Raw genomic sequence first — 13,855 nt, 5'->3', positions numbered from 1 at the left:
CTCGCGCCCAAGTTTTGCTGGCGTCCTTGTTTAAAAAATAGGGTCGGTTTCCACGATCACCTTGACGTTTTTGATGTAACGGTCTTCCGGGCCTTTCACGGGCAGGCCGACGTCGACGTGGTCGATGATGTAATCGATGTTGTCCTGGGAAATGACTTCGCCGGGCAGCAGAATCGGGATTCCTGGCGGGTACACGTAGATGAACTCGGCGATGATCCGGCCGGCGGATTCCTTGAACGGAATCACCTCGGTGTCCCCGTAGAAAGCATCCCTTGGGATGAGGGAAAGCTGGGGGATTTCCGGGATTTTGACGATCAATTCGTTGGCCTCGTTCACTTTGTAATACGTCTCCGACAGCTTGCGGAGCGCGGTAAGCAGGATCGATACCGTTTCCTCGTTATCGCCCGGGGTGATCAGGCAGAGGATGTTGTACATGTCGCTCAGTTCGACTTCGATGTTGTAGTGCTCGCGCAGCCAGTTTTCCGTTTCGTAACCGGTGATGCCCAAATGGCGAACGTGAATCGTCAGCTTGGTCGGATCGTAATCGAACGTCGCTTCGCCTCCGAGGATTTCGTCTCCGAAGCAGTACAAGCCGTCGATTTCGTTGATGCTGCGGCGGGCTTTTTGCGCAAGATCGATCGTTTTTTGCGCCATGGCGTGGCCGTTAATGGCCAGGTTCCGTCTGGAAGTGTCCAGCGAGGCCAGCAGCAGGTACGAGGTCGAGGTCGTCGTCAGCATGCTGATGATCGTTTGCACGCGCTGCGGATTGACGAAACCGTGTTTCGTATTCAGATTGAGCACCGAGCTTTGCGTCATGGATCCCCCGAGTTTGTGAACGCTCGTTGCCGCCATATCGGCGCCGGCTTCCATGGCCGACATCGGCAGGTCCTCATGGAAATGAATGAGCACGCCGTGGGCTTCGTCGACAAGGACGGGCACGTTGCGGCTGTGGGCCAGGTCGACGATTTCCTTCAAATTGGCGCATACGCCGAAATACGTCGGGTTAATGACCAGGACCGCTTTGGCGTCCGGATGGCGATCCAGGGCACGCTGGACGGATTTGGTCGTAATGCCGTGGTCGATGCCCAAGTTTTCGTCGCGTGCCGGAGACACGAACACCGGCTTGGCGCCGGAGAAAATGATGGCCGACATGACCGATTTGTGAATGTTCCGGGGGACGATGATTTTATCGCCCGGGGAGCATACGGACAGGATCATCGTCATGATGGCACCGCTTGTCCCCTGTACGCTAAAATAAGTATGGTCCGCGCCGAAAGCGTCGGCGGCGAGCTTCTGCGCTTCTTCGATGACGCCGGTCGGCTGATGCAAATCGTCCAGCGGCGCGATGTTGATCAAATCTATGGATAGGGCGTTATCGCCGATAAACTCCCTGAATTCGGCGTCGGTTCCCATGCCCTTTTTGTGTCCGGGAATATGAAATTGTACGGGATTGCTTGCCGCGTGTTCCTTCAAAGCAGTAAATAGCGGCGTACGGCGGTGGTCCATCGTATGCTGTCACAACCTTTCATCTGTTAAAATTACAAGGATGAGTATAGCAAAATGGGGGGCGATTGCAAGCATGCATTTCGCGCCCCGGTGAAATTCCGGGAAGAATTTGGGGTACATTATAAATATGCGTTATTTTAGGGGAATTATTGCAAATCATGAGTAGAGGATGTGAGACCATGCCGCCGATCGCGGGAGCAGCCGCCGTAAAACGGCTCAGATCCCCTTTTTTCGTTGGGCTGCTCATCATTATATTTTTAGTCGAGTTCATGAAGGGTTCGCTGCTGGTCGCCGTGCTGCCCGTCTACATGAAAAATTCGCTCGGTCTATCCGCGCATACCATCGGAATCGCGTTTTCCCTCCAATACATCGGCGATAACCTGTTCAGAAGCCCGTTCGGCTGGATCGGGGAGCGGCTCGGGTACCGGAAAACGATGGCCGGAGCGTTGATCATGACGGTGATCGCCCTTTGCATGATCGCGTTTTTTTCGGGAGCGTTCTGGCTGTCGCTGGCCTGTTTTATTCTCGGGCTGGGGACGTCGCCGCTGTGGCCGACCGCCATGACGGGAACGACGGAAATATCGGGGCCGCAGGGCAGCAACGGGCAGGCTCTGGGCACGCTGGAAATGGCTTCGCTGGCCGGCACGGGGGCCGGTCCGATCGTCATGAATTTTTTGATGGACCGGACGGAGAAAAATTACCATACCGCTTTTTTGATTTTGATCGGGGTCGGCATCGTTTTGGTGTTGGTCGCGCTGCTGCTGCCGTCGAAAGTGAAAATCCCGTTCCAAACGGCGGCCGCGGCCGCCACCGCAACGGGCAAGGGCATGTTTGCGGTTCTGGCAGGGAAGCTCGCCCATCTGGGAGCAAGCGTAAAATCGACGCTGCGCGAAGTCCGGACGACGCTGAAGGTAAGCTGGATGGTCTATCCCGCTTTGTTCCTCCAATCCTTCGTCATCGGGCTTTTGAGCCCGGTCATCACTTTATACGTGCAAAACGAGCTGCGCATTTCCCCGAACATGTACAGCCTGCTGCTGATTGCGGGGGGAGGAATTACGGTGCTGGCCTTGATCCCGAGCGGGAAGCTGATCGACCGTTTCGGAACGGGACCGTTTTTGAATGCGGGATTCCTGCTGGCTGCCTTTTCGCTGAGCTTTTTTTCGATCGTGCGTTCCCTGCCGCTGGTTTTCGTGTTCGTATGCATCGTCGGCATCAGCTACGCGATGATCCTGCCCGGATGGAACACCTTCGTGTCGCATTTGGTTCCGAAAGGGGAGCGCGGGGCGGTGTGGGGGTTTTTCCTTACGCTCCAGGGGTCGGGGATGGTCGTGGGCCCGGTCGTATCCGGACAGCTGTGGGACCGGCTCGGGCATTCGTCGCCATTTCTGGCGAGCGCGGTCGTGATGGCATTGCTGTTCGTGATCCATCTGGTTCTTTCGCGGCGCATGAAGGCCGGGGCGCAGCTTTCGTAAAGGGGGCCCAGCATCGCGCCGCAGGGCTCGCCCTTTAGCAAAAAAAGCTGCATCCGGACCGGCGATTCGCCGAACACGGATTGCAGCTTTTTTAAACACCATCAGGCTTCATGGTTCGTTTCGCGAAACGGAATCACCGCCTGTCAAAAGCGGCGAAACCGTATGCGCTCGGCTAAAATGCCATTTTGTAAAGGGGAAGCAGCGTTTCGAAGGTCGACTGGATGACGGAGACGAGCTCCGGTCCGTTTTCGAGCACCGCCTCGCCTTTCGGAATGCGGAGACCGCAGAGCACTTCGGCTTTTTTCACTTTTTCCAGCCTGTCCGCCATCTCCGAGAAAGCCTTGGGACTCATGTCCGCATGGGGGGTGAAGCCCGGATCCATATGATCCATGGACCAATAGAAATGCGCCGGCAAGCTTTGGATCACTTGGCTGCGGTTTTTCTCCAGATGTTTCGCGAACGTGACCTTGTTCGGGCTTTCGTAAATGACGGCAAAAATGATGAACAGATGGGATTCGAACATCCCTACCTGGAAATGGGGCAGCGCTTTATACCCCCTTTTGCTGGCGGCCCAGGCCACCCACGTGTCATTCGGGGGATTGATGGTGCGGCGCGCGTGTTTGGCAACATGGGGGAACATTTCCTCTCCGCAAAGGGCGGACAAAAACGGGGCCATTTCGCGGCCGAGCTCCTCCAGCTTCGGTCTGACGTTCGCAATCAAAGCTTCCATGCGGGGTTCGAGACCGGGAACGTTGAATACTTCGAAATCCTTGGAATGAAATCCTTCAAACGGCATGATGCGCCTCCTTTTATGCAATGGGTTGATGTCTATTTTAAGGCCGACCGCGTGTCGTTGCTGCCTGTTTGGCAGAGGCGGGGAGCGGGTAAAAATAGTCAATAAACCAAGTTACCGTTACATAAGATAAAGTATAAAATAGAACAAAGACTTTTTTCAACGTAATCAGGACTTTGCAACATCGGCTGCAAGCAAGCATCTTTGTTTTTTTGCAAACCCTTTAGTCGCAGGTTGTTCGTCAAAGGCGGTCCAAAACTGAAGGAGGGAGTGCCGTGAACAAAAGCTATGAAGTGGAGTACTGCAATCTGGAGCTTCGGTTTAACCGGCGGCATATTCAGGACCTGATTAAGGATTTGATACAGGAAGGATACTCCCTGTACTGGAGCGAAAACGAATCGCTGTTCATCGTTTCCGTCAGAACGGGGCGCAAACTTGTCAAGCTGCGGTTCAACCGGACCAAAAACGGCTACAAAATGGTCGGGGATTACGTGATCCGCGACGCCAAACTGGCGGAGTGGATGGAGAAGCTGATCGAGGATACGCGGGGCCATGCAGTGGTCAAACGGTTCAAGGACCGCCAGATTTTGGTGGAAAGCATTTTATTCGGCGAAGTCATCCGTTTGGTTGAAATATCCGGATACCAGCAAAGGGTGCTGTATCAAAAGGGGCCGTTCATGACAGAGCAGGAGATCTCGAAGCTTTATTTCTCGAAGGAAGGCGAAATGAGGCTGCTGCTTCTCCGGCTGGAAGTGGATGACGAACTGGAGCGCCTTCACGAAGCGCTTCAGAACGGAGATGAAGATAAAGCGGAGCTTTGCCGCAAAAAGCTGGCCGATCTTTCCCGGCAGCTGCTGATGCTCGAATGGTAACGCATACGCTGGTAAAGGCGGGAGGAACCTAATGGGCGGGGACATTTCCGCAAATAGAAAAGCAAGTGACGAAAAGCACCTCTGCAGACTGCGGGGTGTTTTGTCACGAGATGTTTACATCGTGGGGTTCACTTTCGCGCGTAAACACGCTAAAATAGGTGTATTCATTTTTTCCAAAAAAAAAGGCAAAGGATGGAGGACCATATGTCGAAGCAACAAATCGGTGTCATTGGCCTTGCGGTCATGGGCAAAAACTTGGCTCTCAACATTGAAAGCAGGGGCTTTACCGTTTCCGTATTCAACCGTTCCCCGGAGAAAACAGAAGCCCTTCTCGAAGAAGCGAAAGGCAAAAACCTTACGGGAACCTTCTCCATGGAGGAGTTCGTGGAGTCGCTGGAGAAACCCCGCAAAATTTTGATCATGGTACAAGCCGGCAAAGCGACGGACGCGACCATCGAGCAATTGATCCCGCTGCTGGACGAAGGCGATATCATCATCGACGGGGGCAACGCTTACTTCCCGGATACGCAGCGCCGCAGCAAAATGCTTGAAGAAAAAGGCTTCCGCTTTATCGGTGCAGGGGTTTCCGGCGGCGAAGAAGGGGCTCTCAAAGGACCTTCGATCATGCCAGGCGGACCAAGAAGCGCTTACGAGCTTGTCGAGCCGATCCTGACATCGATTTCCGCCAAAGTGAACGGCGAACCTTGTTGTACATATATTGGTCCGGACGGCGCCGGCCATTACGTGAAAATGGTGCATAACGGCATCGAATACGGCGACATGCAGCTCATTTGCGAAGCTTACCACCTGCTGAAGGATGCGCTGGGCCTCGGCGCGGAAGAACTGCACCAAATTTTCAGCGAATGGAACAAAGGGGAGCTTGACAGCTACCTGATCGAAATCACGGCCGACATCTTCTCGCATAAAGACGAAGAAACGGGCAAACCGATGGTGGACGTCATCCTTGACGCGGCCGGCCAAAAAGGTACCGGAAAATGGACGAGCCAAAGCTCCCTGGATCTCGGGGTTCCGCTGTCCATGATTACCGAATCGGTATTCTCCCGCTTCTTGTCCGCCATGAAGGAAGAACGCGTGGAAGCAAGCAAAATCCTGAACGGTCCGAAAGCGGAAGCGTTCCAGGGCGACAAAGCCGAATTCATCGAAAACGTGCGCAAAGCGCTGTTTGCGAGCAAAATCGTATCCTATGCCCAAGGGTTCGCCCAACTTCGCGTCGCTTCCGACGAATACGGCTGGGATCTGAAATACGGCGACCTGGCCAGAATCTGGCGCGGCGGCTGCATCATCCGTTCCCGCTTCCTGCAAAACATCACGGACGCTTACGAGAAAGATCCGGGCCTGAAAAACCTGCTTCTCGATCCGTTCTTTAAAGACATCATCGAAAACTACCAAGACGCATGGCGCCAAACGGTGTCCGCAGCCGTCAGCCGCGGCATTCCGGTGCCGGGCTTCGCGAGCGCGCTGGCTTATTTCGACAGCTACCGCACCGAAAGACTTCCTGCGAACCTGCTTCAGGCGCAGCGCGACTACTTCGGAGCGCATACGTTTAAGCGCGTCGACAAGGAAGGCGTCTTCCACCATAACTGGATCCAGGAATAGGAAGCCGGTATTCGGCTACGACCGCTCCGGGCGATCCGCAGGGACAAGCCCGTGCATGGCCTCCTGAAGGCAAATCCGGATGCGTTCGTCCTGCGCATGGCCCGCCGCGGAGCGGTGCAGCAGAAGCAGCGCGGCTTCGCCGAAGTATTGAAAATTTTGCAGTAAACGTGGCTTGGGGAGTTCCAGCAGCGCTGGTTCGCCTTGAGCCACTTTTTGTTGCACGTAATGCAAAACCCATAACATGTCCTCCCGGCACAAAATATGCCGCGGGTCCGCGATCTGTTTGATTTTTGACAACGTTTCGGGCGAATGGGAACGGGATTCTGGCATGACGGATACGACCACTCCTTACAAAACTCCGAATTTTCCACAACATCGTTTCGCTTGGCGTCAGAATTATAGGTCCATGGCATGTATATGCTAGACTGGCAGAAAATAGACTGATCCGGGGCAATCCCGTGTCCGTACGGCGATGACGGGCAAACGACTGCATGGATCGGGCTTGCGGACAAAGGGAAACCGCGATCGTTTTGCGAGATTGTCGAAAGTTTTTGGCCTGTGGTATGATATGAAAAAGCTTGAGATTGAATGGAAACAAAAGGGGTGCTCTATTGAACCAGACGGAACAAAATATCATACTGATCGGAATGATGGGGACCGGAAAGTCGACGGTTGGCGAAATTTTGGCCGAGAAGCTGGGGTATTCGCTGGTCGATCTGGATGCGTCCATCGTGGCTCAGGAAGGAATGACCATTCCCGAAATGTTCGAGCTCCGCGGAGAACCTTATTTTCGGAATGCCGAAACTTGCGCCTTGCGAAACGTGTTGTCTTCAGGCGGGCGAAAGGTCGTGGCCACCGGGGGCGGATGCGTCCTGCGCGAGGAAAATCGCGAGCTGATGCTTCAAGGCGGATTCGTTGTGGCCTTGACGGCGGAAGCGGAAGCCATCGTCGAACGGGTTAAGGGGGATCAAAACCGGCCGCTGCTTGCCGGCGGCGCCGAGGAACGGATCCGGACGATTCTGGAGGAGCGGAAAGACGCGTATCGTTTTGCCCACTGCACGGTGGATACCAGCGGGATCGGGGCCGATGAGGTGGCGCTAAAAATTTTAACGCATTACCGCGTCTAAGCCGTTTTGTGTTAAGATAGGGGCAAGAGGTTTTTTGCGAAGGGCGATTTCGCCTGCGCATTCTAGCGGCACAAGAGGCGGCCGGATAAACCAAAAAACGGCAGGTCCGCAAGGACTGCCGCTTCGATGCAGGCTTATGCTTCGTCTTCGTTCCACTGAAGCATGCCGCCGGTCATGTTGATGCATTCGATGCCAAACTGCTGCAGGTATTGGCAGGCCCTCATGCTGCGGCCGCCGCTGCGGCAAATCAGGATGACCTCGCCTTCCTTCGGGATTTCATCCAGGCGTTCCGGGATTTGCCCGAGCGGGATATGCTTCGCTCCGCTGATCATGCCCTGCGCGACTTCATCGTCTTCGCGGACGTCGATCATCTGGAGGGATTCGCCTGCTAGAAGGCGCCGTCTTACTTCGGACGGTTCTATTTCACGAATGGATGTCATGGGAATTAACCTCTTTTCCGTAGTTTTGATAAGCCAGGGTTTTGCCGAAAGCTTTGGCTTTTCGCAAAAACCTTATGTAATTATGTTTATGATAACCAAGCTTTAAATGGGCTGTCAAATCGCATTTGCATCCCGGTTAGAGCGTGAACTAATTCGAGAAGGAGACATGGGGCATATGGATTTGATTGTAAAACCGACACCGCGGCTGCAGGGAGAGATCGGCGCGCTTTCCTCCAAAAACTATACGACGAGGTACCTTTTGGTCGCGGCGCTGGCCGAAGGAACAAGCACGGTGTATTATCCGGCCCGCAGCGAAGACAGCGACGCGATGCGCCGCTGCATTCAGGATTTGGGAGCCGTGCTCGTCGAAGACGAGGAAAAAGCGGTCATTACCGGCTTCGGCCGCCGTCCGCGGGACGTCAAGGAACTGAACGTCGGCAATGCCGGCGCCGTCCTCCGCTTTCTGATGGGCATCGCTTCGCTTTGTCCGGACGTGACGTTCGTGAATACATATCCCGATTCGCTCGGCAAACGTCCGCATGACGACCTGATTTCGGCCCTGGAGCAAATGGGGGTTCAGGTGGAGCATAACGACGGCCGCCTGCCGATCCGGATCCGCGGCGGAAAACCGAAAGGCGGGCGCATTCAAGTGTCCGGCTCCGTCAGCTCCCAGTATTTGAGCGCGCTGTTGTTCCTGACGCCGCTCCTGGAAGAAGACAGCGAAATCGAAGTGACCGGCGATCTGAAATCGAAGGTCGTCGTCGGCCAGACGCTTGAAGTGTTGGAGCAGGCGGGCATCGTCATCCATGCAAGCGACGATTACATGCGGTTCCGCGTTCCGGGCAACCAATCCTATCAGGCGAAAACGTATACGGTCCAGGGCGATTACCCGGGTTCCGCCGCCGTGCTTGCCGCCGCCGCGGTAACGGAGTCGGACGTCCTCGTGAAACGACTGCCGGTGGAAAGCAAGCAAGGGGAACGGGCCGTGGTCGACGTGCTGCGCATGATGGAGGCGCCCCTGACGCATGAAAACGACGAAGTGCACGTGAAGGGCAACGGAAAACTCAAGGCGGTCGAGTTCGACGGCGACGCGGCAACCGATGCGGTGCTTGCGATGGTGGCCGCCGCCGTGTTTGCGGAGGGAACGTCCCGGTTTTACAACGTGGAGAACCTCCGTTACAAGGAATGCGACCGCATCACGGATTATTTGGCGGAGCTCCGCAAAGCCGGAGCCGACGTGGAGGAGCGCCAAGCCGAAATTATCGTCCACGGGCGTCCGGAAGGCGTCGAAGGCGGCGTGGAGATCAACGCCCATTTCGACCATCGCGTCATCATGGCGCTGACGATCGTCGGGCTGCGCGCCAAGCAGCCGCTGACGATCAAGGACGCGCATCACGTCGCCAAATCCTATCCGCAGTTTTTTGACCATATGAAGGCGCTTGGGGCCCAGGTCGAATGGGTAAAATAAAACAGTTTCCATATCCACCCGCATATATTAAGGAAAGAAGGGATCAGACATGGCTTTCGAAAATCCGACGCGCGACGAAATCAGGGAAATTCTGCAGCAGGCCGGAAATATAGCCGTCGTCGGTCTGTCCGATAAACCGGACCGGACCTCCTACATGATCGCCGAGGCGATGCAAGGCCGCGGCTACCGCATCATCCCGGTCAATCCGAACGCGGCGGGACGCCAAATTTTGGGCGAAACCTGCTATGCTTCGTTGAAAGATATTCCCGAGCCGGTAGACATCGTCAACGTGTTTCGCCGAAGCGAATATTGCGCGGACGTTGCGCGGGAAGCGGCCGGGATTCATGCGAACGTGTTATGGCTGCAGCTCGGCATCGTCAGCGATGAGGCGGCGGCTATCGCCGGGCAGAGCGGCATGAAAGTCATCATGGACCGCTGCATCAAAGTGGAAGAGGCGATCACGCAGCCGGACCGGTCTGGGCACCGTTAATCCGGCCTGCGGGGCCAGGCATCTCCGGGATTTGCTTCCCGGGGATGTTTTTTTGCCCGTTCAGGGCGCTTGTCCGCTTGGTCGGAATCTTGCAAATCCTTTTTGACAAAATGTCGATCTAAGCTTACCATTTGAAATAGCGCAGATTTTGCAGGAACCGGTAAGCATGGCTTTGCAATTTCTGATCTGTTTTTGAAAGGAGAGTGCCTTTCTTGAATTGGCTCGGATCACTGCAGCAGCTCGGAAGAGCGGTTATACTGCCCACGATGGTCCTTCCATCAGCCGCCATTTTGCTGAGCGTAGGCAGTCTTCCCTGGGCCGCATGGGGTCTTCCTCACGTCGCTGAGGTATGCACGTGGGCCGGACAGGGCATCTTCTATTTCCTCCCGTATCTGTTTGCGGTCGGCGTCGCCTGGGGGCTTTCGAACCAAGCCGGGCCGGCGGGACTAGCGGCGCTTGCGGGCATGTTTATCTACGACCAGATCACGCGGCATATGGGCGGCGGCAATATACAGCCCACGACGCTGATCGGCGTGCTTTTCGGGATATTGTCGGGCGTCGCCTCGAACCGATACAAGCATATCAAACTGCCTGAAGCGGTGCAGTTTTTTGGCGGTTCAAGGTTTGTCCTCCTGTTCATGGGGGTGTTTTCGACGCTGTTTTCCTGGGCGCTGCTGTTCATCACCCCTTATTTGCAAAAGGGGCTGGACGAGCTGACGCTGCTCATGAACCATTTGGGCGGATTCGGCTTGTTTTTGTACGGCATTTTGTACCGGGTTCTGACGGCGTTTGGGCTGCATCATCTGCTCAACAACATTTTCTGGTTTCAGGCGGGGTCCTATCAGACTCCTTCTGGAAATATCGTGCAGGGCGACCTGCCGCGCTTTTTTGCGGGCGACCCGACGGCGGGCAGCTATATGGCGGGGTTGTTCCCGATCATGATGTTCGCGCTGCCGGCCATCGCGCTTGCGATCATCCAGGAAGCCCGCGAGGACTTGAAGCCGAAGATCAAAAAGACATTTTTGACGGCGGCGCTCGTATGCTTTTTAACAGGGGTGTCCGAGCAGATCGAATTCGCGTTTTTGTTCGCGGCGCCGTATTTGTTCATTTTGCACGCGGTGCTATCCGGGGCGGCCATGTGGCTTACCTACGAGCTGGATATCCATCACGGCTTCTCCTATTCGGCGGGGGCCATCGATTTTTTCCTGAACCTGCATCTGTCCCATCACGCCTGGCTGCTCATTCCGATCGGCATCGGCTACGGTTTTGTCTATTATTTTCTGTTCCGGTGGGCGATCCGCAGGTTCCAGATTCCGACGCCCGGCCGGGAGGAAGGTTCGAACCTCGAGGATTGGGCGGGGAGCATTCCCTACCAGGCGCCGCTTATTTTGGAAGCGTTGGGCGGCAAGGACAACATCGTACAGGTGGAATCCTGCATTACCCGGCTGCGGCTGACCGTCAAAAACGACAGGCTCGTGGACGGCAATGCGTTAAAGCTGCTCGGGTCGGCGGGCCTCATCAAGCTTGGCGGAGGAAACGTCCAAGTGGTGTTCGGCACGTATTCCGAACTGATCCGCGAGGAAGTCAACAAACTGCTCCAGCGGGACCTGCCGCGCGTGCTTTTCAGCGCGCCGGTGCAGGGCCGGATGCTTCCGATCGAGGAAGTGCCGGATCAGATTTTCGCGGCGAAGCTGGTCGGCGACGGGGTCGCCTTCATGCCGGAGCGCGGGGAACTGGTCTCGCCGGTTTATGGAACGATCGTGCACGTTTATCCTACGATGCATGCCATCGGCATCTCGACGCCGGACGGCCTCGAAGTGCTGCTTCATATCGGGATCGACACCTCCCAGCTTAAGGGAGGGCATTTTTCGGCGGTCGTGAAGGAAGGGGATGCCGTCGAGCCGGGTCAGCTGCTCGTCAAATTCGACCTGGCCTACATCAAGGCCCATGCGACATCGATCGCGACGCCGATGGTCATTACGAATCCGGACCGCGTCAAATCCTGGAGCTTCGCGCCGTTCAAAACGGTCAAAAAAGGACAGACGTCGGTCATGTCCGTAGTATTACACGACAGAAATGTTGGAGGTTTGGAAACATGATTCAAGGTATCGGAGCATCTGCCGGCATCGCAATTGGAAAAGCATTCGTCCTGCCGAACTGGGAATGGGATCTGCCCGAAACCGGCATAGACGCAGTTGATCTGGCCAATGAGTTTGAGCGGCTGTATGAAGGGATACGCACCTCCAAAAACGAAATCGAATATATCAAAAACGAGTTCCGCGATATCGTCGGGGAAGAGGAATCCAGCATCTTCGATGCGCATTTGGCGATTCTGGACGATCCCGTGTTCATGAACGAAATCCAGGGCGTCATCGAACGGCAGTACAAGGCGGCCGAAGTCGCGGTGAAGGAAGCGATCGACCACTTTGTTACGATGTTCGACCTGCTGGACGACGAATATATGAAGGAGCGGGCGATGGACATCAAGGACGTCGGCAACCGCCTGCTGAAGCATCTGCTTGGCGCGCCGGAAATTACGCTTCCTTCGGATACGCAGCCTTACGTGCTTGTCGTGAAGGAGTTGTCCCCGTCCCAGCTCGCCCATTTGAATCCGGCCCATGTCCTGGGCGTCGTCACGATGGTGGGCGGCAAAACGTCCCACGCCTCGATCATGGCACGGGCGCTTGGCATTCCGCTCGTGGCCGGCATCGAGGGGAAACTTGCCGAACCGATTCAAACGGGGGACCTGATCGTGATGGACGGCGATTCCGGCAAGCTGTTCGTCAATCCGGACAAAAAAACCGTCGACCAGTTCGAATGCACGCGGGTGGAGCAGCAGGTCCGCAAGGAACGGCTGGAGCTGCTCGCCTCGGTCGAAGCCGTCACGAAAGACGGCACGGAGATGCGTTTGTCGGCCAACATCAGCTCGGTAAAGGAACTCGACATGGCCGTGAAATACGGGGCCCTTGGCGTGGGGCTCTTCCGGACGGAGTTTTTGTACATGGATCGCGCGAACTTCCCGAGCGAGGAGGAGCAGTTCCAGGTTTACCTTCAGATCGTTCGGAAAATGGAGGGACGCCACACGGTTATCCGGACGCTGGACATCGGCGGGGACAAGCAGCTCGATTATTTTCCGCTGCCGCAGGAGGACAATCCTTTCCTCGGCTTCCGCGCGATCCGGATCAGCCTGGAACGCCAGGAGCTTTTCCAGACGCAACTGACGGCGATTTTGCGCGCTAGCGCCTACGGCAAAACCAAAATCATGTATCCGATGATTTCCTCGGTGGATGAAGTGAGACAAGCCAACGAGATTTTGCGCCGCGCCATGGCCGATTTGGATGCAAGGGGCATTCCGTACGATCCCGAGATTCCGGTCGGGGTCATGATCGAAGTCCCTGCGGCCGTCACGATCGCGGATTTGATCGCCAAGGAATGCGATTTTTTCAGCATCGGCACGAATGACCTGGTTCAATACGTGCTCGCGGTGGATCGGATGAACGAACAGATCGCCCATATGTATCATCCTTACCACCCGGCGATCCTCCGCATGCTGCGCACGATCGTGGAAGCGGCACGCGATGCGGGCATTCCCGTCAGCGTGTGCGGGGAGATGGCGGGGGACGAACGTTCCATACCGCTCTGGATCGCGTTAGGCGTGCACGATTTGAGCATGTCGATCCAATCGCTGCTCCGGGTGAAGCACCGGATTTTGAACACGTCGGCCCAAGAGGCGCGCGCTGTCGCCGAGGAATGTTATAAGCTGACCACGAACGGCGAAATCGAAAGGCTGCTGACCGAGTTTAACGAATCCAGCCGTTTCGAGAACCAAGCGCGCCGGAAGGATGAAGGAAAAGACACCCACGTTTCGTGAGGTTGAAGCTGCAATCGATTAATGATAAAAACGCATGAAACCCGCATTCATTTCGAGTGCCGGGTTTTTTTTCGGCGAAATATGATAGGCTTCAGAATCGCGAAGGACTTTCATCTCCGCTCCCGTTCTTCCGCTAACCGGGGGCTGTCTGTCTGAGGGTTACATCAACCGGATACCAATTCTGCTGGGAACCGGCCGA

The 13,855-nt window shown here is 55.8% G+C and carries 12 protein-coding genes; 8 read left to right on the top strand and 4 right to left on the bottom strand.

The window, feature by feature from the left end; genetic code table 11:
- Positions 1–30 precede the first annotated feature (30 nt).
- Positions 31–1,506, bottom strand: coding sequence for an aminotransferase class I/II-fold pyridoxal phosphate-dependent enzyme (locus AC27KL_RS16720; RefSeq protein WP_212947098.1), 1,476 nt, complete (start codon positions 1,504–1,506; stop codon positions 31–33).
- Positions 1,507–1,685: 179 nt separating this feature from the next.
- Between AC27KL_RS16720 and AC27KL_RS16715 the strand changes: the two genes are divergently transcribed.
- Positions 1,686–2,978 (top strand): MFS transporter, encoded by a 1,293-nt coding sequence (locus AC27KL_RS16715; protein ID WP_487170517.1) that lies wholly within the window; start codon positions 1,686–1,688, stop codon positions 2,976–2,978.
- 172 nt (positions 2,979–3,150) lie between these two features.
- On the opposite strand, the gene AC27KL_RS16710 is transcribed toward AC27KL_RS16715, so the two are convergent.
- Complete coding sequence (locus AC27KL_RS16710) at positions 3,151–3,774, bottom strand: YktB family protein (RefSeq protein WP_339324151.1); 624 nt, start codon at positions 3,772–3,774, stop codon at positions 3,151–3,153.
- A 272-nt stretch (positions 3,775–4,046) separates the two neighbouring features.
- Here AC27KL_RS16710 and AC27KL_RS16705 point away from each other — a divergent pair, with 272 nt between their 5' ends.
- Together AC27KL_RS16705 and gndA are read left to right on the top strand one after the other, a co-directional pair.
- On the top strand, positions 4,047–4,643 hold the full coding sequence (locus AC27KL_RS16705; protein WP_036707625.1) for a hypothetical protein: 597 nt from the start codon (positions 4,047–4,049) through the stop codon (positions 4,641–4,643).
- 192 nt (positions 4,644–4,835) lie between these two features.
- Positions 4,836–6,260 carry an NADP-dependent phosphogluconate dehydrogenase gene (gndA, locus tag AC27KL_RS16700; protein WP_331480104.1) on the top strand — a complete coding sequence of 475 codons (1,425 nt, stop codon included), beginning with the start codon at positions 4,836–4,838 and terminating at the stop codon, positions 6,258–6,260.
- 15 nt (positions 6,261–6,275) lie between these two features.
- On the opposite strand, the gene AC27KL_RS16695 is transcribed toward gndA, so the two are convergent.
- Positions 6,276–6,590, bottom strand: coding sequence for a hypothetical protein (locus tag AC27KL_RS16695; protein ID WP_036707780.1), 315 nt, complete (start codon positions 6,588–6,590; stop codon positions 6,276–6,278).
- Between the two features lie 281 nt (positions 6,591–6,871).
- Here AC27KL_RS16695 and AC27KL_RS16690 point away from each other — a divergent pair, with 281 nt between their 5' ends.
- Positions 6,872–7,387 carry a shikimate kinase gene (locus AC27KL_RS16690; RefSeq protein WP_340999669.1) on the top strand — a complete coding sequence of 172 codons (516 nt, stop codon included), beginning with the start codon at positions 6,872–6,874 and terminating at the stop codon, positions 7,385–7,387.
- A gap of 134 nt (positions 7,388–7,521) precedes the next feature.
- On the opposite strand, the gene AC27KL_RS16685 is transcribed toward AC27KL_RS16690, so the two are convergent.
- On the bottom strand, positions 7,522–7,827 hold the full coding sequence (locus AC27KL_RS16685; protein ID WP_212947096.1) for a rhodanese-like domain-containing protein: 306 nt from the start codon (positions 7,825–7,827) through the stop codon (positions 7,522–7,524).
- Positions 7,828–8,002: 175 nt separating this feature from the next.
- Between AC27KL_RS16685 and aroA the strand changes: the two genes are divergently transcribed.
- The 4 genes from aroA (at position 8,003) to ptsP (ending at position 13,656) form a co-directional block, all read left to right on the top strand.
- Positions 8,003–9,295 (top strand): 3-phosphoshikimate 1-carboxyvinyltransferase, encoded by a 1,293-nt coding sequence (gene aroA, locus AC27KL_RS16680; protein ID WP_212947095.1) that lies wholly within the window; start codon positions 8,003–8,005, stop codon positions 9,293–9,295.
- 49 nt (positions 9,296–9,344) lie between these two features.
- The gene (locus AC27KL_RS16675; RefSeq protein WP_212947094.1) at positions 9,345–9,785 is read left to right on the top strand and encodes a CoA-binding protein; all 441 of its coding nucleotides are present in this window, start codon (positions 9,345–9,347) and stop codon (positions 9,783–9,785) included.
- A gap of 212 nt (positions 9,786–9,997) precedes the next feature.
- Positions 9,998–11,884: a glucose PTS transporter subunit IIA gene (locus tag AC27KL_RS16670; protein WP_487170420.1), complete on the top strand. Its 1,887-nt coding sequence runs from the start codon at positions 9,998–10,000 to the stop codon at positions 11,882–11,884.
- A complete protein-coding gene (ptsP, locus tag AC27KL_RS16665; protein WP_212947092.1) occupies positions 11,881–13,656 on the top strand; it encodes a phosphoenolpyruvate--protein phosphotransferase in 1,776 nt (591 codons plus the stop codon). Before AC27KL_RS16670 ends, ptsP begins: the two co-directional genes overlap by 4 nt.
- Positions 13,657–13,855 lie beyond the last annotated feature (199 nt).

This window comes from Paenibacillus sp. YAE3, assembly GCF_057546105.1.
Note: the sequence above shows the minus strand (reverse complement) of the source record. Positions and strands in the feature narration are given on the sequence as shown.